This is a genomic window from Janthinobacterium sp. BHSEK, from assembly GCF_056174685.1.
The window spans coordinates 64268-83184 of record NZ_JBWBYV010000039.1; the positions used below are offsets into that span (position 1 = coordinate 64268).

General features: G+C 65.8%; 15 protein-coding genes and 2 tRNA genes. 14 read left to right on the forward strand and 3 right to left on the reverse strand.

All coding sequences use genetic code 11. From position 1 onward, the window contains the following. Nucleotides 1-10: 10 nt before the first annotated feature. On the forward strand, nucleotides 11-847 hold the full coding sequence (locus tag AC0V2Y_RS14980) for a D-hexose-6-phosphate mutarotase (RefSeq protein ID WP_475417313.1): 837 nt from the start codon (nucleotides 11-13) through the stop codon (nucleotides 845-847). On the opposite strand, the gene AC0V2Y_RS14985 is transcribed toward AC0V2Y_RS14980, so the two are convergent. Then, on the reverse strand, nucleotides 844-1743 hold the full coding sequence (locus AC0V2Y_RS14985) for a carbonic anhydrase (protein WP_475417312.1): 900 nt from the start codon (nucleotides 1741-1743) through the stop codon (nucleotides 844-846). The genes AC0V2Y_RS14980 and AC0V2Y_RS14985 overlap by 4 nt on opposite strands. On the opposite strand from AC0V2Y_RS14985, the gene AC0V2Y_RS14990 reads away from it, so the two are divergent. Then, nucleotides 1742-1933 carry a hypothetical protein gene (locus AC0V2Y_RS14990; RefSeq protein ID WP_251351786.1) on the forward strand — a complete coding sequence of 64 codons (192 nt, stop codon included), beginning with the start codon at nucleotides 1742-1744 and terminating at the stop codon, nucleotides 1931-1933. The genes AC0V2Y_RS14985 and AC0V2Y_RS14990 overlap by 2 nt on opposite strands. Before the next feature lie 99 nt (nucleotides 1934-2032). Here AC0V2Y_RS14990 and AC0V2Y_RS14995 read toward each other — a convergent pair whose 3' ends face one another. After that, entirely contained in the window at nucleotides 2033-2683 is a 651-nt protein-coding gene (locus AC0V2Y_RS14995) for a VTT domain-containing protein (protein ID WP_475417311.1), read from the reverse strand. Between the two features lie 248 nt (nucleotides 2684-2931). Here AC0V2Y_RS14995 and AC0V2Y_RS15000 point away from each other — a divergent pair, with 248 nt between their 5' ends. The 12 genes from AC0V2Y_RS15000 (at nucleotide 2932) to AC0V2Y_RS15055 (ending at nucleotide 17857) form a co-directional block, all read left to right on the forward strand. Further along, nucleotides 2932-3870 carry a peptidylprolyl isomerase gene (locus tag AC0V2Y_RS15000; RefSeq protein WP_475417310.1) on the forward strand — a complete coding sequence of 313 codons (939 nt, stop codon included), beginning with the start codon at nucleotides 2932-2934 and terminating at the stop codon, nucleotides 3868-3870. Nucleotides 3871-4014: 144 nt separating this feature from the next. Continuing rightward, nucleotides 4015-5919 carry a DNA mismatch repair endonuclease MutL gene (gene mutL / locus AC0V2Y_RS15005; protein WP_475417309.1) on the forward strand — a complete coding sequence of 635 codons (1905 nt, stop codon included), beginning with the start codon at nucleotides 4015-4017 and terminating at the stop codon, nucleotides 5917-5919. Nucleotides 5920-6017: 98 nt separating this feature from the next. Next, nucleotides 6018-6965 (forward strand): tRNA (adenosine(37)-N6)-dimethylallyltransferase MiaA, encoded by a 948-nt coding sequence (miaA, locus tag AC0V2Y_RS15010; protein WP_475417308.1) that lies wholly within the window; start codon nucleotides 6018-6020, stop codon nucleotides 6963-6965. Between the two features lie 228 nt (nucleotides 6966-7193). Continuing rightward, a tRNA-Met gene (locus tag AC0V2Y_RS15015) sits at nucleotides 7194-7270 on the forward strand. A gap of 59 nt (nucleotides 7271-7329) precedes the next feature. Further along, nucleotides 7330-7406 (forward strand) — tRNA-Met (locus tag AC0V2Y_RS15020). A gap of 180 nt (nucleotides 7407-7586) precedes the next feature. Continuing rightward, complete coding sequence (locus AC0V2Y_RS15025) at nucleotides 7587-8114, forward strand: sigma-70 family RNA polymerase sigma factor (protein WP_475417307.1); 528 nt, start codon at nucleotides 7587-7589, stop codon at nucleotides 8112-8114. Continuing rightward, the gene (locus AC0V2Y_RS15030) at nucleotides 8111-9115 is read left to right on the forward strand and encodes a FecR family protein (RefSeq protein ID WP_475417306.1); all 1005 of its coding nucleotides are present in this window, start codon (nucleotides 8111-8113) and stop codon (nucleotides 9113-9115) included. The genes AC0V2Y_RS15025 and AC0V2Y_RS15030 overlap by 4 nt, the downstream gene beginning before the upstream one ends. Nucleotides 9116-9188: 73 nt before the next feature. After that, nucleotides 9189-11663 (forward strand): TonB-dependent siderophore receptor, encoded by a 2475-nt coding sequence (locus AC0V2Y_RS15035; RefSeq protein WP_475417305.1) that lies wholly within the window; start codon nucleotides 9189-9191, stop codon nucleotides 11661-11663. A gap of 161 nt (nucleotides 11664-11824) precedes the next feature. After that, nucleotides 11825-12844, forward strand: a complete 1020-nt coding sequence (locus AC0V2Y_RS15040; protein ID WP_070310452.1) for a LacI family DNA-binding transcriptional regulator — start codon at nucleotides 11825-11827, stop codon at nucleotides 12842-12844. A 240-nt stretch (nucleotides 12845-13084) separates the two neighbouring features. Further along, nucleotides 13085-14485 carry an acid phosphatase gene (gene acpA / locus AC0V2Y_RS15045; protein ID WP_475417304.1) on the forward strand — a complete coding sequence of 467 codons (1401 nt, stop codon included), beginning with the start codon at nucleotides 13085-13087 and terminating at the stop codon, nucleotides 14483-14485. 78 nt (nucleotides 14486-14563) lie between these two features. Further along, nucleotides 14564-16174, forward strand: coding sequence for a histidine-type phosphatase (locus AC0V2Y_RS15050; RefSeq protein WP_475417303.1), 1611 nt, complete (start codon nucleotides 14564-14566; stop codon nucleotides 16172-16174). Between the two features lie 96 nt (nucleotides 16175-16270). After that, nucleotides 16271-17857: a histidine-type phosphatase gene (locus AC0V2Y_RS15055; protein ID WP_475417302.1), complete on the forward strand. Its 1587-nt coding sequence runs from the start codon at nucleotides 16271-16273 to the stop codon at nucleotides 17855-17857. Between the two features lie 30 nt (nucleotides 17858-17887). On the opposite strand, the gene mmsA is transcribed toward AC0V2Y_RS15055, so the two are convergent. After that, nucleotides 17888-18917, reverse strand: a 1030-nt coding sequence (mmsA, locus tag AC0V2Y_RS15060) for a CoA-acylating methylmalonate-semialdehyde dehydrogenase (RefSeq protein ID WP_475417301.1), incomplete at its 5' end; no start/stop codon positions are given.

An 18917-nucleotide genomic window follows, 5' to 3' on the forward strand; every position in this document is an offset into this window, starting at 1 on the left:
AAAGCCTAGCATGAGCGAGAGTACCTTTGGCCAGCTGCCGGCCGTGACCATCCGCGCCGCCGATGGCGCGCAGGCCACCGTCACCCTGTACGGCGGCCACCTGGTCTCGTGGCAAACCAGCGATGGCCGGGAGCGCCTGTTCTGCAGCCGCGATTCGGCCCTCGACGGCAGCCGCGCCATCCGTGGCGGCGTGCCCGTGATCTTCCCCCAGTTCGGCGCGCGCGGCACGGGCATGCGCCACGGCTTTGCGCGCGTGGCGACGTGGCAGCTGGAATCGACGGGCGACGCCGATGGCGCCGCATGGGCGCAATTCATCCTGCAGCACACGGACCTGCCGGAGGCGATCGCCGCCAGCTGGCCCTGGGCCTTCACCCTGCGCCTGCGCGTGGCCGTCAAGGCGCAGGCGCTGGAGCTGCACCTGTCCGTGCACAACACGGGCGAGCAGGCGTTTCCGTTCTCGGCCGCCCTGCACAGCTATTTTGCGATCGATCAATTGAGCGAGGCCCGGATTGGCGGCCTGCAGCGCGTGCGCTATTCGGACGAGACGCCGCAAGATGCCCTGCAGGCGGAAGAGGTGCTGCAATTTTCGGACAAGCTGGACCGCATCTATTACCAGCTGCCGGGCGCCTTGACCCTGCAGTCCGGCGGCCACACCTTGCGCCTGGAGCAGCAGGGCTTCACGGATGCCGTCGTGTGGAACCCGGGCGCGCAAGACGCGGCCGCCCTGCCCGACCTGGCCGACGAGGAATACCAGCGCTTCATCTGCATCGAGCCGGCCCTGATCCAGCCCGACCTGCTGGCCGCCGGCGCCGCATGGACCGGCCGCCAGCGCCTTGAGTTTATTTAATTCGACTCCTTGATGATGCGACCGTTACCGGGTTGAACCGGACGCGCATTCAAGGGATACAGACGGCTGAACAGCGCCATCTGCGCCGGCGAGGCTTGCACCGGCTGCTTCATCACCAGCCACAGCACGCCTTCGCTGCAAGGCGGCTCCGTCATCGATCCCATGTAGGTGTAGTAATCGCGCCGCGCCGGCAGCATCTCGGCCGGGTCGAGCAGGATGCTCGGCTGCATGGTCTCGAATTTTTCCAGCGGCAAGTTGTTCCACACGGTCTGGATGGTCGCTTGCGGCGCGCCCCGCTCCAGCAGCAGCGCCAGCACGGCTTGCCGCCCTTCCGCGTCGCGGTGCACCAGGTGCACCACCATCTCGAATGCCTTGCCATTGATGCGCTCTTCGGACGGCCGGTGGAAATGGAATTGCTGCAGCTCGAACATGCGGTTCTGCACCGTGATGTAATTGCCGCCGCTCACGCCCACCTGCACCGTGTGGCCATTGTCGACCACGCTGAACGACGACGGGTGGTAATCAAAGCTGATCTGTTCGAGTTCCACCTTCATGCCGTCGCGGATATCGATCGGCGACTGGCGATTGCCATTGCCGCACTTGGCCCAGTCGACATTGATCTTGCTCCAGTTGGCCGGACCGCTGTCGCCCTCGTACGACCAGTGCGTGCCGCGCGCCACGGGCGGCGGTGGCGGCGGCGCGGCCTTCACCACGGCGGCGCGCTTGGCGCGGGCGGCGGCGCGGGCCGCCTGGGTGGCGCGCATTTCCGCCAGGCGCGCCGCGATGCGTTCGGACAGGTCGACTTCGGCCGCCTCTTCCTTCTCGCGCGCCGTGGGCGCGACGACGACAGGCGCCTTGGCCTCCTTGCCCTTCACCGATTCGGTCAGGGTTTTCATGGCGGCCGCGCGCGCCGACGCCGACATGGGCGCGGATGCGGCGGCGCTCGCCGAAGCGGGGGCATCTTTGGCGCTTGCCATGGCCGCCATCGCGGCAAGGCTGCAAGCTAACAGGGCGCTCAAATGTCGCATGGAAATCCAGAAAGTGAGAATACCCTCTGGTTTACGGCTGGAAAGCAACAAAACTTGAATCAGCGCGGGAGCAAAACAGAAACAAAGCAGAGAAAAACGGGATCCGGGGCCGGCTGCGGGCTGTGCCGCAGCGCGCCTGCCCCGGATCCATGCGGCCTTACGCCGACTTGCCGACCATGCGCTTGTAGAGTTTCCACAAACCGCCCAGCACCACCGGCACCACGGCGGCGCCGACACCGATCAGCACGATCAAGGTCAGGTGATCGCGGATCCACGGGATATTGCCGAAGAAGTAGCCCGCCGTCACCAGACCGACCACCCACAACAGGGCGCCCGTCACGTTGTACATCTGGAAGCGCGCATGCGTCATGTCGGAAATGCCGGCCACGAACGGGGCGAAGGTGCGCACCACCGGCACGAAACGGGCCAGGATGATGGTCTTGCCGCCGTGCTTTTCAAAGAATTCATGCGTGCGGCGCATGGCATCCTTGTTGATCCAGCGGTAATCGTGGGTAAACACCCTTTGCCCGATGGCCTCGCCTATCCAGTAATTGAGCGTGTTGCCCGTGATGGCGGCCGTCACCAGCAAGGCGATCAGCAAGCCCAGGTGCATCTGTCCCGTCGCGCAAAACGCGCCGGCGATAAACAATAAGGTATCCCCAGGGAAGAAAAACAGTACCACGAGGCCTGTCTCGCAAAAAATAATGGCAAACAGCACTGCATACACGAGGGTACCGTACTGCTCGATCAAGAGGCCCAGCGTCTTGTCGACATGCACGATCATGTCGAGGAATTGCACAAAATCCATATATTTTTCCCTAAAGGTAGCGGCGGAATCATACACCACCCGGCCAGCGCAACGGCAGTCCCCGGCCCGATATTTCAGGATTAATTATGCGTCGCCCTTGCGCGTGTGGCAATTTAAGTAAAGGTTAAGGAAACGCCGTCTCGGCAGGCAACTGCCAGGATTACCATCTGCAATGTTTTTACAGCGAAATATTGCCATTCCGGTATACACTTTCTGCACGGCGCAACCCGCGCCCACCAGGAGAAAACATGTATCGACACCCATTGAGCGGCCTGACCATGGCCACCGTACTGGGCCTTGCACATCTGACGGCCCACGCGGCCCCTGTCCAGATCAAGGCGCCCGCCGAACTGCCCGCCAAGGCGACCTTGGCCGACGTGATCAAGGCCTCGAAGCCGTCCGACTGGCGTGCGCTGGACCCGGACAACACACTGTATATGGACATTCCCGCCGGCCGCGTGGTGATCGAACTGGCGCCCGACTTCGCGCCGAAGCACGTGGCCAACATCAAGGCCCTGGTGGCGGAACAGTATTACGACGGCCTGGCCATCACGCGCGCGCAGGACAACTGGGTGGCGCAATGGGGCGATCCGAACGAGAAAAATCCCAAGCCGATCCAGCATGCCCAGCGCACCCTGCCCGGCGAATTTACGGTACCTTTAACAAACGTCAAGAGCTTCACCCGCCTGCCGGACGTCGACGGCTATGCGCCACAGGTCGGCCATTCGAACGGCTTCCCGTCCGCGCGCGATCCAAAAACGGGCACGGCCTGGCTCACGCACTGCTATGCCACCGTGGGCGTGGGCCGCGACAGCGCCAGCGACAGCGGCGGCGGCACCGAGCTGTACGCCGTCATCGGCCAGTCGCCGCGCCACCTGGACCGCGACATCACGGTCGTCGGCAGGGTCGTCTCCGGCATGCCATTGCTGTCCACCCTGCCACGCGGCACGGCGCCCATGGGCTTTTATGACAGCCCCGAGAAAAACGTGCCGATCAAGTCCATCCGCTTGGCTGCCAGCGTGCCACCCGAGCAGCGCAGCCACCTGGAAGTGATGCGCACCGACAGCGCCGCCTACCAGGCCGTGCTGGAAGCCCAGCGCCACCGCGGCGGCCCGTGGAGCAAGGTCACGGCCGGCCACGTCGACCTGTGCAATGCGCCGATACCAGTGCGGGAGGTGGCGAAGTAAATAGGGACCAAGGCTGGGGTCAGCCCCCCCGGGTACGTTGGCGCCAAATTTTGTGTTAACGGTGTTGAGGGTCTGACCCCAAGTACGTTGGCGCTACGCTTTGCGTAGGCGGCGTTGCGGGTCTGACCCCGGTATAATTACCGCATGAACGCTCCCATCACGCCCCACCGCCCGATCCAGGCCCTGCCTGACCAGTTGATTTCGCAAATCGCCGCCGGCGAGGTGGTCGAGCGGCCGTCGGCCGTGGTCAAGGAGCTGCTGGAAAACGCGCTTGACTCGGGCGCCACGCAGATCACGGTGCGGCTGGAAGAAGGGGGCGTGAAACGCATCGCGATCACCGACAACGGGCGCGGCATCGACAAAGACCAGCTGCCGCTGGCCCTGGCGCGCCACGCCACCTCGAAGATCGCATCGCTGCACGACCTGGAAAACGTGGGCACCCTGGGCTTCCGGGGCGAGGCGCTGGCCTCGATCGCCTCGGTGGCCGCCGTCACCGTGACCTCGCGCACGGCCGACGCGGCTCACGCGTGGGAGATCGTCGGCTCGCACAATGGCAGCGTCTCGCCGTCGTCAGGCGCGCACGGCACCACGGTCGACGTGCAGGACCTGTATTTCAACACGCCCGCGCGGCGCAAATTCCTCAAATCCGAGCAGACGGAATACGGCCACTGCGCCGAGGTCGTGCGCCGCATCGCGCTGGCGCGGCCCGACGTGTCGTTCTCGCTGTCGCACAACGGCCGCACCATCGACCAGTGGAATATCAGCGAACTGGCCAAGCGCAGCGCCCACATCCTGGGCAACGACTTCGCCGAGGCGCGCCTGGCGCTGGACGAGTCGGCCGGCAGCCTGCGCATTCACGGCTTTGCCGGCTTGCCGACGGCCTCCAAGGCGCGCGCCGACGGCCAGTTCTTTTACGTCAACGGACGCTTCGTGCGCGACAAGCTGCTGGTGCACGCCGTGCGCATGGCCTATCAGGACGTGCTGCATGGCGACCGCTTCCCGTCCTACGTGCTGGCGCTCGACCTCGACCCGGCGCTGGTCGACGTCAACGTGCACCCGTCGAAGATCGAAGTGCGCTTCCGCGACAGCCGCTCCGTGCACCAGTTCGTCTTCCACGCGGTGCAGCGCGCGCTGGCGCAGACCTCGGCCACGGCGTTCGGCAGCGTGCCGGCACCGCTGCCGGCCGCTTCCACCCTGGGCGGCGACGCCGGCTCCGCTAACGGCGGCCCCGGTATCTGGCGCCGCGAGCAGACGCAGACCTCGTTCGGCGCGCAATTTACGAATACCTTCGCGCCCACCTCGCCCGGCGCGGCCCGCCCCTTCTTTGCCGAGGCACCAGGCGTGGGCCAGGACACGGCGGCCTACGGCGCCCTGTTCGGCGGCGGCAGCGCATCCTCGCCGATCACGCAGGTGGAGCCCTACATCGCCTCGCCCGAAGCGATGGCGCGCGAAGAATATCCGCTGGGCTTTGCCCTGGCCCAACTGCACGGCATCTACATCCTGGCGCAGAATACCAAGGGCCTGGTGCTGGTCGACATGCACGCGGCGCACGAGCGCATCCTGTACGAACAGCTGAAGAACGCGCTTCAGGCGCAGGTCTCCGGCCAGGACATGCAGGTACAATCCTTGCTGATCCCCGTGACGTTCTACGCGGACGCCATCGAAGTGTCGACGGCGAATGAAAACCAGGATACCTTGAAGGCGCTGGGCTTCGACATCGCCGCCCTGTCGCCCACCACCCTGGCCGTGCGCTCCGTGCCGACCCTGCTCAAGAACGCGGACGCGCAAACCCTCGCGCGCGACGTGCTGCGCGACGTGCGCGAATACGGCGGCTCGCGCGTGCTGATCGAACGCCAGAACGAATTGCTGGGCACCCTGGCCTGCCACACGGCCGTGCGCGCCAACCGGATTTTATCGGTGCAGGAAATGAACGCCCTGTTGCGCCAAATGGAGAGCACGGAACGCGCCGACCAGTGCAACCATGGCCGCCCGACCTGGGTGCAGGTCGAGATCAACGCGCTCGATAAACTATTCCTGCGCGGCCAGTAGGTCGGATTAGCGCAGCGTAATCCGACACTGCAGCGGCGGCATCGCGTCGGATTACGCTTGCGCTCATCCGACCTACGCATCACCTTACACGAGTCAACATGCAAAACACCCCACACCTCCCCCTGGCCGTCGCCATCATGGGCCCCACGGCCAGCGGCAAGACGGCCAGTGCGCTGGCCATCGCGCAAGCGATCCCGTCCGAGATCATTTCCGTCGATTCCGCCCTCGTTTACCAGGGCATGGATATCGGCACGGCCAAGCCCTCGCAAGCAGAACTGGCCCAGGTACCGCATCATCTGATCGACATCATCGACCCGCTCGATGCGTATTCGGTGGCCCAGTTCCGCAACGATACGCTGCGCCTGGTGGCCGAGATTTCCGCGCGCGGCAAGCTGCCGCTGCTCGTCGGCGGCACCATGCTGTACTTCAAGGGCCTGGCCGACGGCCTCGACGACTTGCCGGGCGCCGATCCTGCCTTGCGCGCCCGGCTGGAAGAGGATGCGGCCGCCATCGGCTGGCCCGCCATGCATGCGCGCCTGGCCGGGCAAGACCCCGTCACGGCCGCGCGCCTGGCGCCGCAGGATGCGCAACGCATCGGCCGCGCGCTGGAAATCATCGCCCTGTCCGGCCAGCCCATGTCGGCCCTGCTGGCCCGCCGCGAAAAGACCGTGCTGCCATTCCGGCTGCAATCGTTCGCGCTGGAGCCGTCCGACCGCGCCGTGCTGCACGCGCGCATCGCCACGCGCTTCGACCTGATGCTGAAAGACGATGCCCTGCTCGATGAAGTGGAACAGCTGCGCCGGCGCGGCGACCTGCACCCGGGCCTGCCCTCGATGCGCTGCGTGGGCTACCGCCAGGCCTGGGAATACCTCGACGGCCGCATCGACCGCGCCGCGCTGCGCGAGACGGGCATCATCGCCACGCGCCAGCTGGCCAAGCGGCAGCTGACATGGTTACGCTCGATGCCGGAGCGCATCGTCATCGATTGCCTGGGAGCTGATCCGGCCAATGCCATGCTGGCACAAATCGCCCCTTTGCTGACATAAGCGTCGCCACACAACAACTGGCCAAGCGCTAGGCTCGACTTAGGTTACGCTCGATGCCGGAACGCGTCGTCATCGATTGCCTGGGACGTGACCCGGCCGCGGCCATGCTGGCGCAGATTCAAGCGTTGCTGAAATAGTCACGACAACAATCCACCACGAAAAATCCGCACATTTTTTTGCGCCGGCATTGACAAGGAAATCGGAAGACTGGATAATGCTCGGCTGTTGGGTGATATAGCTCAGTTGGTTAGAGCACAGCATTCATAATGCTGGGGTCGGTGGTTCAAGTCCACCTATCACCACCAAAGAACATCGATCAGGTTTTCCCTGGTCAAAACCAGCATCCGGTCTGACCGGTCTGTTTGGTGATATAGCTCAGTTGGTTAGAGCACAGCATTCATAATGCTGGGGTCGGTGGTTCAAGTCCACCTATCACCACCAAGAATTTGCAGCATTGATGAACCCGCCCTGCCCCGTGCAGCGGCGGGTTTTTTCATTTCCGGCCGCCGCGCATGCGGCCTGCGCGCAACACCCGCCCCCTCCGCATGCAATCGGGGATTGTGGCGAGACGCCTCTGCCGCTTACAATGAGAATAATTCTCATTTATATTATTCATTCCCCATGTCCGCCATCCAGTCCAGCCTGCAACAGCAAGTGCAGTCGCTCTACAGCGAGCATCATGGCTGGCTGGTGGGCTGGCTGCGCAAGAAACTCAGCTGTCCGCATGGCGCGGCCGACGTGGCGCAAGACACCTTCGTGCGCATCATCGCTTCGCGGGACGCCCTGTTCGCCATGCGCGAACCGCGCGCCTATCTGTCCACGACGGCGAAGCGCTTGCTGCTCGACCGCGCGCGCCGGCAGGTACTCGAGCGCAGCTACCTGGCGGAACTGGCCCTGCTGGCCGACAGCCTGCCCGGCGCGCCCTCGCCGGACGAGATCCTGATGGCCGTGCAGGCGCTCGGGCAGATCGCCACGGCGCTGGACGGATTGTCCGCCAGGGCGCGCGACGCCTTCTTGCTGCATTATCTGGAAGAACAGCCGCAGGCCGCCGTCGCCGCGCAGCTGAACGTCTCCCCGCGCATGGTGCAAAAATACCTGGTGCAAGCCTTGCTGGCCTGCCGCCACGCCTGCCCGGCCATGGCGGCATGAAGGGCGCGCGCACCGACGCGGCAGCTGAACAGGCCGCGCAGTGGATCGTGCGCCTGAGCGCCGACGACCCGGACGAGCGCGAACAGGCGCGGTCCGGCTTCGCCGCATGGAAGGCGGCCGATCCGTTGCACGCGAACGCAGCGGCCGGCATGGAAAACCTGCTGCGCCAGTTGCACGCCGTGCGCGAGCCGGCCGGCGGCGACCACCGCCCCGCGCGGGCCGCCCTGGCCGCCATCGCCCCCGATCGTCCCCGCCAGCGCCTGCGCCAGCTGGCCGCCGCCGGCACCGTCGCCATGCTGGCCATCGGCACCGCCATGCTGGCCAGCGAGCGCCCCGCCTACCTGCTGGCCGACCTGCGCAGCCCATCGGGGCAATGGCAGTCGCACATCCTGGCCGACGGCAGCCGGATCACCCTGGCCGGCGACAGCGCCGTCAACGTGCGCTTTGCTGCGGGCGAGCGGCACGTGGAGCTGGTGCGTGGCGACATCCTCGTCGACGTGGCCAAGGATGCACAGCGCCCCTTCATCGTCGACAGCAGGCAGGCGGCGATCCGCGCGCTGGGTACGCGCTTTAGCGTGCGCAGGGAAGACGGCGCCACCATCCTGAACATGCTGGAATCGACAGTATCGGCGCAGGTGCCGCAACATCCTGCCGTCGTGGTGCGGGCGGGTCAGCGCGCGCGCATCACGGGCGATGGCGTGGGACCGCTAACAGCCATCGATGCGGCCAGCGTGCAGCAGGCGTGGCGCGCGCGCCAGCTGGTGGTCGACGACCAGCCATTGGCCGAGGTGCTCGACGAGCTGGCGCGCCACCGTCCCGGCCAGCTGCATTACGACCGCGCGCAGATCGCCGGCATCCGCGTGGCGGCCGTGCTGCCGCTGGACGACACGGACAAGGCGCTGCAGCTGTTGATCGACAATTTCCCGCAACTGCGCATCCGCATGCTGACGCGCTACCTGGTGATGGTCGACGCGCCAAGCACTGGCACCGCAAAAAAATAATTTGCCACGCAGGTTCGTGTTGGCGCATCTCGTGCGTCAAGGCAGCTGAGATCAATCAAAAAAGGCTGTCACCATGTCCGCTCAAGTCGTTGCCGTTTCATCCCCGAACACCCTGCGCACGCATCTGCGCCCCCTGGCCCTGGCGGCCATGCTGCTCGCTGGCGCCGGCATGCACGCCCAGGCCACCGCCCAGGCCGCGCCGGCGGTCGCCAGCTACGCCATCCCCGCCGGTCCGCTGGCCGGCGCCCTGAACCGCTATGCGCAGCAGGCTGGCGTATCCATCGTCATCGACGCGGCCAAGGTGCAGGGGCTGCAGACGGCGGGCCTGCAAGGCAGCTACGCCATCGATGACGGTTTCGCCGTGCTGCTGCGCGGCAGCGGCTACGCCATCGGCAAGACGTCCACCGGCTATGTGCTGGTGGCCGCGCCGGCGTCCGCACCCACGGCGGCGGCCAATGCCGCCTCGGCGGCCGAGCGCACCATGCCCTCGATTACCATCGTCGGCCAGGCCGAACAAGGCGCCACCACGGAAGGCAGCGGCTCCTATACGGCGCGCAGAATCACCCTCGGCAAGGGCGAGCAATCGATGAAGGACATGCCGCAATCGGTCAGCGTGCTGACGCGCCAGCGCCTGGACGACCAGGGCATCACGGACTTGCGCGAAGCCGTCAACAACGTCACCGGCGTGGTCGGCGTGCATGGCGTGGGCCCGGGCGTGGTCATCACGGCGCGCGGCTTCCAGATCGACCAGTGGCAATACGACGGCGTGCCGATCGACCGCAACACCTATGCGCTGGGTAACTGGGGCCAGGAAAACATGGTGATCTACGACCGCATGGAAGTGCTGCGCGGCGCTTCCAGCATGCTCGTTGGCACGGGCAGTCCCGGCGGCTCCGTCAACCTGGTGCGCAAGCGCCCGCTGGCCACGCGCGCGATCACGCTGACGGGCCGCGCCGGCTCCTGGGACCGCTACGGCGCCCAGGTCGACATCAGCAGCCCCCTGAACGCGGCAGGCACCCTGCGCGGACGCGCCATCGTCGACGAGGACGACAGCCACTCCTTCATCGACCAGGTATGGAGCAAGAACCGCACCCTGTACGCGGCGCTCGACTACGACCTGGCGCCCGCCACCACGGTCGGCCTGGCCGCCAGCCATGTGAAGGCCCACGGCCGCCCCACGTTCATCGGCCTGCCCCGCTACGTTGACGGCAGCGCACTGCCGCTGCCGCGCTCCACCTTCACGGGTGCCGACTGGAACCGCAGCCTGGTGGAACAGAGCACCGTCTACCTGGACCTGGAACACCACTTCAATACGCAATGGAGCCTGAAGGCCTCGGCGCTGGGCATGAAGGAAAGCACCAGCTCCACGCACCAGCGCACGGCCTTCGCCATCAAACCCGACGGCAGCGGCGCGCGCTATGGCGACTTTTCCACCGATTTCGACAACCGCAAGCGCGGCATCGACGCCTTCGTGCGCGGCAAGTTCGACGGCCTGGGCATGGCGCAGGAAGTCGTCGTCGGCGCCAGCTATGTCAGCATGACGTCGAACGACCGCTATGCGCGCGCGTGGGAAACGGGCGCGGATATCTTCAACATCAAGCACCATCGCCCGTGGCAGGACTTCGACAGCATCGCCGCGCGCGGCGTGAGCAGCTACAGCACCTACGACATGCGCCAGAAAGGGCTGTACGCCACCTGGAACGGCCAGCTGACGGGCAAGCTGAAAGCCCTGCTGGGCGGGCGCTTCAGCTGGTACGACTTCCTGTATGCCACGCCGGACGGCTACCGCGACGCCACCCGCGCCACGGCCAAGTTCACGCCATCGGTAGGGCTGATCTATGCTTTGACGCCGCAATGGTCGGCCTATGCCAGCTATGCGGACGTGTTCCAGCCGCAGACGAACCACGACGTGGCGGGCCGCACCCTCAAGCCGATCACGGGCAGCAGCTACGAGGGCGGCATCAAGGGGGAACTGGTGGATGGCAAGGTCAACACTTCGCTGGCCGTGTTCCGCTATGACCACAAGGACCGCGCCGTCACCGACTACGCTGCCGGTTTCGCCTGCGACGGCTGGTACTGCTCGCGCGCCTCGGGCAAGGTGCGCAGCCAGGGCCTGGAAGCGGAAGTGTCGGGCGAAGTGGCGCGCGGCCTGCAGCTGTCGGCCGGCTATGCCTACACGACGACGACCTACCTCGATGATCCGGACAACAAGGGCCAGGTCTTTTCCACGTGGACGCCGAAGCACATGCTGCGCCTTTGGTCGAGCTATACCCTGCCCGGCGCGTGGGACAAGTTCAGCGTGGGCGCCGGCACCAGCCTGCAAAGCCATACGGTCGATACCGAACGCACGTTCAAGGTTGCCGGTTTCTCGATCTGGAATGCACGCCTGGGCTGGCAAGCCACGCCGCAAGTGGCCCTGTCGGTCAACGTCAACAATCTGTTCGACAAGCGCTACATCATCCCGGCCTACAACACTACCGGGTCGAACAACTATTATGGCGACCCGCGCAACGTGCAGTTCACCCTAAAGTACACGCCGAAGTGGTAGGACGATTGAAAAGCTGAGGGCCGGCACGCCGGCCGCGCCGCGTGACTGACAGTGCAACCGGCATTCAGTTCGCGCCGCGGCCGGGATTTTCGGCTAAGATGATGGCGCGGCGTTGCGCCGCACCGCATCGTGCATCGGCCTCTCAATCATCTACACCGTCAATGGAACAAAAAGACAAGTCCTGGGTCACTTCGGTGGACGTCGCCAAACGGGCCGGCGTCTCGCGCTCCGCCGTCTCGCGCACGTTCACGCCCGGCGCCAGCGTGGCGCCCGAAACGCGGGCCCGCGTGATGGAAGCGGCGCAGTCGCTGGGCTACCAGGTCAACATCCTGGCGCGCAGCATGAACCAGGGCCAGAGCAACCTGGTGGGCGTCGTCATCACGGGCTTCACGGACCCGTTCCGCGTGGCCCTGCTGGGCGAAGTCACGCGCAGCCTGAGCGAACATGCGCTGGTGCCGCTGCTGATGAATGCGGAAGATCCCGAACGCCTCAGCGAATTGCTGCGCATCCTCCTCAGCTACAAGATTTCCGGCGTCATCATGACGTCCGGCTCGCCGCCGTCCGCCGTGGCGACGGAATACCTGCAGCGGCAAGTGCCGGTGGCCATGATCAACCGCGCGCGCGACCTGAAGGGCGTGGACGTGGTCAACAGCGACAATCGCCATGGCGGCGAACTGGCGGCCAGCACCCTGCTCGACAGCGGCGCCAAACGGCTGGCTTTCGTCAACACGCGCGCCAGCAGTTTCAGCGGCATCGCGCGCGGCAAGGCCTTCCTCGACCATCTGGCGCCGGCCGTGGCGAAGAAGCGCTGCACGGCCGGCGAATACCTGGCCGACGCCATCGGCTACCAGGCGGGCCAGGAAGCGGCCGACGCCCTGCTCGCCTCGGGCAAGCTGCCCGACGGCGTCTTTTGCGCCACCGACCTGATCGCCTGCGGCTTCATCGATGCGGCGCGCAGCAAGTACGGCATCGACGTGCCGGCGCAATTGCAAGTGATCGGCTTCGACGACATTCCCATGGCGGCGCTCGACGCCTACCAGCTGACCACCATCCGCCAGGATGCGGGCGAACTGGCGCGCCGCGCCGTCAAGAGCCTGGTCGAGCGCATGGAAAAATTCGCCATGCCGGGCCGCCTGAAGGAAGTCCCCGTCACCCTGGTGCGGCGCGGCACGACGCGCTAAGCGCTTCGGCACGGCAGATGGCGCAACGCCGTCTGCCCGCCCCCACCGCCCCGCAGCGCCCGCCGTTCCCCGTTTCCCACACTTTTTCATCCTCCGCCTGTACTTGTTGACATCGAAAAAAATCCGGGTTACTGTTTGCACACGTGTACTGCACACGTGTGCAATTTCTTCAAAAAGCCTGTTCTGGCCACACCACTAAAAAAAGCGCCCCGTCCACGGAGGCGTATCAAGGAGACCGTTATGTTGAACCACGTTCTAAGAATCGCCCTGTTCGGCGCCGGGGCCATCGGCCTGGCGGCCTGCACCATCCCCGCCGGCATGCAGCACAATACGGCTGCCAGTGCCGCCGCCGATCCGAAGCTGGCGAAGATCGGCCAGATCGTCGTCGTGTACATGGAAAACCGCAGCTTCGACCACCTGTTCGGCACCTTCCCCGGCGCCGACGGCATCGCCAATGGCCGCTCGCCGGACACCACCACGCAGACCGGTCCCGACGGCAAGCCGTATGCGATGCTGCCCGCCGTGGCGCTCGACAAGGGCGGCCTGGACCAGCGCTTCAAGGGCGACATCGCCAACGCGCCCTTCCGCATGGAGCCGAGCGTGTCGCTGGGCGACAAGACGGCCAGTCCCGTGCACGCGTTCTGGACGCACAAGCGCCAGATCAACGACGGCAAGAACGACCGCTTCGTCGTCGAGGGCAATACGGGCGCCCTGCCGATGGGCTATTTCGACGGCAGCAAGCTCAAACTGTGGGCCCTGGCGCAGCGCTACACCCTGGCCGACCGCTTCTTCCAGTCCGCCTATGGCGGCTCCTTCCTCAACCACATGTGGCTGACCTGCGCCTGCACGCCCGTGTTCCCGAACGCGCCCAAGTCCATCGTCGCCCAGGATGAGCGCGGCACAGGCCACAAGAAGGGCGAGGAAGCGGAAGTGACGCAGGACGGCTACGCCGTCAACACCATGCAGGGCCCGCTGCTGTTCGACCCGACCAAGAAGCAGACGTTCCTGCCGCCGCAAACCATGCCCACCATCGGCGACCGCCTGACGGACAAGGGTATCTCGTGGGTCTATTATGCGGACGGTTACGACATCGCCGTCGCCTCGACCAAGTCGGGCAAGAAGGCCGACGATTTCTCGTATCACCACCAGCCGTTCACCTACTTCAAGCGCTTCATCGACAGCCCGCAGCAGCGCGCCACGCACCTGAAGGACCGCTCCGACATGATCGCCGACGTCCAGGCGGGCAAGCTGCCGCCCGTCTCGTTCTACAAACCCATGGGCAAGAAGAACATGCATCCGGGGATGGATAAATCGAGCGTGGCAGCCGGCGATGACGAGGGCGTGGCCATCATCAGCGCCATCATGGAAGGGCCGCAATGGAAGGACACCGTCATCATCGTCACCACCGATGAAAACGGCGGCTTCTGGGACCACGTGGCGCCGCCCAAAGGCGACCGCTTCGGCCCGGCCACGCGCATCCCCGCCCTCGTCATCTCGCCGTTCAGCGAAGGCGGGCATATCGACCATACCGAGTATGAAACCGTGTCGATCCTGAAGTTCATCGAGGAGCGCCATGGGCTGGCGCCATTGAGCGAGCGCAATGCGCGCGCCAACAGCCTGGCCAAGGCCCTCAAGCTGTAACGCCCCCTCCTGCCTGTCTACCCTGGGTGCGCCGTCCTGCGCGGCGCGCCCGGGCAACTCACATCCAAAGGAAACGCCATGCTGCACGCACGCCATCTTCCCCTGTCCATCCTGATGCTCTCCCTGGCCGCCTGTGGCGGCGGCGAGACAACGCCGCCGGTAACGCCACCTGTCACGCCGCCGGTGACGCCGCCGCCCGCCACCTACTACCAGACCAAGACGCCGTACACGCCGCAGCAGGACGCGGCCACGTATGAAGCGGCGCCGGCCGGCTACGCGCCCGTGTTCACCGAACTGGTGGCGCGCCACGGCTCGCGCGGCCTGTCGAGCATGAAGTACGACGCCGCCTTCTACAACGTCTGGCAAAGGGCCGCCGCCGACGATGCGCTCACGCCGCTGGGGCAAAAGCTGGGCGCCGACATCCTGAAACTGATGAAGGCCAACGCGCTGCTCGGCTACGGCGTGGACGGCATCACGGCGCCCGGCTACGGCAACCTGTCGCAGACGGGCATCAATGAGCACAAGCAGCTGGCCGTGCGCATGCTGGCGCGCCTGCCCGCCCTGTTCACGCAACTGGGCGCGAACGCCGCCAGCGCGCCGCGCCAGATCGTCACCGTCAGTTCCGGCGTGGACCGCGCCAAGGACAGCGCCGCGTATTTTGCGCAGTCGCTGGCCGCCACGGCACCAAACGTCGCGCCGCTGATTAACCTGCCGCCCGCACCCGCCGGCTACCCGGCCGGCAAGCCCGTGGCGCAGCCAGCTGGCACCAACCGCTTCCTGCTGTATGCGCACAAGCTGGTGCCCAAGACGGACCTGGTCAGCGATGCCCTCGACGGCTACTACCAGACCTACCAGGACAGCCAGGCTTACCAGGCCTACCTGGAAAGCCCCGCTTTCCTGGCCAAGTACTCGGCCATCGACACGGATGCCACGGCGCGCACCCTGGGGCGCGAAGTGCTGGAACGCCTGTTCACCAAGGCCTTCGTCGACAAGATCGACAACGGCACCTACCGCTTCGCCAACACGGGCACCTACAGCTTCACCAGCGACGACGGCAAATTCACCAACACCGTCACGGGCGACGGCGGCACCACGATCAAGGGACTGGCCGACGCCGCATCGGTGCTGTACAACCTGTACGCCATCATGGCCGGCATGACGAACGAGGTCAAAGCCGACTTCGTGCAGTACATGCCGTCGGAGGCGGCCAAGTACCAGGCCTTCGTGCAGGACTATCAGGATTTCTACAACAAGGGTCCCGGCACCACGGAAAGCGCCGGCGTCACCTGGAACTACGTGCGCGCGCTGCGCGACGACTTCTTCACGGAAGTGGACGCCATCGCGCGCGGCGACCTGTCGCACGGCGCCAAGCTGCGCTTCACGCATGCGGAAGCCATCATCCCGCTGGCCACGGCCATGGGCCTGAAGACCGTCGTCGGCGCGCTGCCGGCGGCGCAGACCTACAGCTATGACAACAGCAGCTGGCGCGGCCTGTACGTGGCACCGATGGCGGCCAACATGCAGTGGGACGTGTACCGCGACGCCAGCGGCAATGTGCTGGTAAAAATGCTGTACAACGAAAAGGAAACGGATTTCCAGGCCGCCTGCGATGGCGCCCGCTATGCGGCCGGCAGCCATTTCTATGTGTATGCAAAGCTGAAGATCTGCTACGGCCACGTGGCGCAATAAGCAGGAAGCGTGGGCGGGCCGGCTCCCAGCCGTGCCCGCCTGTTTGGCGTTTGATGCTAGGCTTGCGCCCAGGAACTCATCACGTCACGGACCCCCATGCCTCCATCGCCTCCCCTGGCCAGCATCCCGCTGGCCCTGGCCCTCGCCATGTGCGCCGGTCCCACGCTGGCCGCCGAAGGCCATTACCAGACCAAGACGCCGTATGCGCCGCAGCAGGACCCGGCCACCTATGCCACGCCGCCGGCCGGCTTCCGGCCCATCTTCACGCAACTGGCGGCGCGCCACGGTTCGCGCGGGCTCACCAGCATGAAGAACGACGCGGCCCTGTATGCGATGTGGCAGCAGGCCGCCGCGCAGGATGCGCTCACGCCCCTGGGCCGCGAACTCGGCCCCGACATCCTGGCCCTGATGCGGGCCAATGCCTTGCTCGGCCATGGCGTGGCCGGCATCGAGCGGCCCGGCTACGGCAATCTGTCGCAGACGGGCATCGACGAGCATCGGCAGCTGGCCGTGCGCATGCTGGCGCGCCTGCCCACCCTGTTCGCGCAGGTGGGCCAGGACGCGGCGCCGGCGCCGCGCCAGCTCGTCACCATCCATTCCGGCGTGGACCGCGCGCGCGACAGCGCACGCTTTTTCACTCAGTCGCTGCTCGAGCACGCGCCAGCGCTGACGCCCCTGTTGTACCTGCCGCCCGCGCCGGCGCCGTATCCGCAGGGACGCAAGCCCAGGGTGCAGCCGATATTGCAGCCCGATGGGGTCAACCGCTTCCTGCTGTACGCGCACAAGCTGGCGCCGCAGACGGACCGCGTCACCGATCCGGCCAACCCGTATTACGCCACCTATGCCGCCAGTCAGGCCTACCAGTATTATGAAAGAACCAAGCAGCTGGATGCGCTGATGGGCACTCCGGCCAGGCTGCCTGCGGCGGCCGCACATGCGCGCCACGTGCTCGAACGGCTGTTTTCTCCCGCCTTCCTCGACCAGTTTGAAGGCGGCCGCGCCAGCTATGCGGACACGGGCAGCTACACCTTCACCAGCGACGACGGCAAGCTCACGCGCACCATGACGGGCAGCGGCAAGACCGTCATCCGCAGCCTGAATGCGGCCGCGACAAAACTGTATGAGCTGTATGCGATCGCCGCCGGCATGCGGCATGAAGTGCCGGCCGATTTCAGCCGCTACATGCCCGCCGAGGACGCGCGCTACTACGCCTATGTCGCCGACCACGAGGATTTTTACCAGAAGGGACCGGCCACCACGGAAAGCGGCGGCGTGACGTGGCGCTTTGCGCTGGCCTTGCGCGACGATTTTTTCAATGAGGTCGATGCGCTGGCCAGGGGAGATGTGCACCACGCAGCCAAGCTGCGCTTCACGCACGCCGAGATGATCATTCCGCTCGCGTCGGCCATGGGCTTGCAGCAGGCGCTGGCCCCCTTGCCGGCATCGGTCAGCTACAGTTATGAAAACAATCCATGGCGCGGACAGAGCGTCTCGCCGCTAGCGGCCAATATGCAGTGGGATGTGTACCGCAACGACGCAGGGCAGCTCATCGTGCGCCTGCTGTACAACGAAAAGGAAACGGACTTCCAGGCCGCTTGCGACGGCGCCCGCATCGCGCCGGGAAGCGTCTTTTACGACTATGCGAAACTGAAAACCTGCTACGGACACGTGGCGGCGCGCTGACGCGCTGATACTGCGCGCCGCCAGCGCGCTTTACTTCAGGGTCGGCATGGCAAACTCGGCCCCGGCCGCCGTCGAGGCCGGCCAGCGCTGCGTCACCGCCTTCTGCTTGGTATAGAAGCGCACCGATTCCGGGCCGTGCGCATGGTGGTCGCCGAACAGGCTGCGCTTCCAGCCGCCGAAGCTGTGGAAGGCCATCGGCACGGGGATCGGCACGTTCACGCCTACCATGCCGACCTGCACGCGGTGCGTGTATTCGCGCGCCGTGTTGCCGTCGCGCGTGTAGATGGCCGTGCCGTTGCCGTATTCATGCGCATTGACCAGGTCCAGCGCGGTGGCAAAATCGGGCACGCGCACGATGCACAGCACGGGGCCGAAGATTTCTTCCTTGTAGATCGTCATCTCGGGCGTGACGTGGTCGAACAGGCTGCCGCCGAGGAAAAAGCCGCGCTCATGGCCGGGCAGGACGAAGCCGCGCCCATCGGCCACCAGCTTGGCGCCCTCTTCCACACCTTGCGCGATATAGCCGGCGATCTTGTCCTTGTGCACCTGCGTCACCACGGGCCCCATCTCGGCCGACAGATCCATGCCTTGCGTGATTTTCAGGGCTGCGATGCGCGGCACCAGGGCTTCCACCAACTGGTCCGCCACATTGCCGACCGCCACGACGACGGAAATGGCCATGCAGCGCTCGCCGGCCGAGCCGAAGGCCGCGCCCATCAGGGCGTCCACCGTCTGCGGGATATCCGCGTCGGGCATGACGACCATGTGATTCTTCGCGCCACCGAGCGCCTGCACGCGCTTGCCCTGCGCGCAGCCCGTCGCATAGATGTATTCGGCAATCGGCGTGGAACCGACGAAGCTGACGGCGCGCACGTCCGGGTGGTGCAGCAAGCCGTCCACGGCTTCCTTGTCGCCCTGCACCACATTGAAGACGCCGTCGGGCAAGCCCGCGTCCGTCAGCAGCTGCGCCAGGAGCAGGCTGGCCGACGGGTCGCGTTCCGACGGTTTTAATACGAAAGTATTACCGCAGGCAATGGCCATCGGGAACATCCACATCGGC

Bases quoted from the DNA above. Each gene is read 5' to 3' on its own strand.
- AC0V2Y_RS15030 (WP_475417306.1), top strand. From the start codon at position 8,111: ATGAAGGGCGCGCGCACCGACGCGGCAGCTGAACAGGCCGCGCAGTGG.
- AC0V2Y_RS14980 (WP_475417313.1), top strand. From the start codon at position 11: ATGAGCGAGAGTACCTTTGGCCAGCTGCCGGCCGTGACCATCCGCGCC.
- AC0V2Y_RS15040 (WP_070310452.1), top strand. From the start codon at position 11,825: ATGGAACAAAAAGACAAGTCCTGGGTCACTTCGGTGGACGTCGCCAAA.
- acpA (WP_475417304.1), top strand. From the start codon at position 13,085: ATGTTGAACCACGTTCTAAGAATCGCCCTGTTCGGCGCCGGGGCCATC.
- AC0V2Y_RS14995 (WP_475417311.1), bottom strand. From the start codon at position 2,683: ATGGATTTTGTGCAATTCCTCGACATGATCGTGCATGTCGACAAGACG.
- AC0V2Y_RS15050 (WP_475417303.1), top strand. From the start codon at position 14,564: ATGCTGCACGCACGCCATCTTCCCCTGTCCATCCTGATGCTCTCCCTG.
- mutL (WP_475417309.1), top strand. From the start codon at position 4,015: ATGAACGCTCCCATCACGCCCCACCGCCCGATCCAGGCCCTGCCTGAC.
- AC0V2Y_RS14990 (WP_251351786.1), top strand. From the start codon at position 1,742: ATGGCGGCCGCGCGCGCCGACGCCGACATGGGCGCGGATGCGGCGGCG.
- AC0V2Y_RS15035 (WP_475417305.1), top strand. From the start codon at position 9,189: ATGTCCGCTCAAGTCGTTGCCGTTTCATCCCCGAACACCCTGCGCACG.
- AC0V2Y_RS15055 (WP_475417302.1), top strand. From the start codon at position 16,271: ATGCCTCCATCGCCTCCCCTGGCCAGCATCCCGCTGGCCCTGGCCCTC.
- AC0V2Y_RS15025 (WP_475417307.1), top strand. From the start codon at position 7,587: ATGTCCGCCATCCAGTCCAGCCTGCAACAGCAAGTGCAGTCGCTCTAC.
- AC0V2Y_RS14985 (WP_475417312.1), bottom strand. From the start codon at position 1,743: ATGAAAACCCTGACCGAATCGGTGAAGGGCAAGGAGGCCAAGGCGCCT.
- miaA (WP_475417308.1), top strand. From the start codon at position 6,018: ATGCAAAACACCCCACACCTCCCCCTGGCCGTCGCCATCATGGGCCCC.
- AC0V2Y_RS15000 (WP_475417310.1), top strand. From the start codon at position 2,932: ATGTATCGACACCCATTGAGCGGCCTGACCATGGCCACCGTACTGGGC.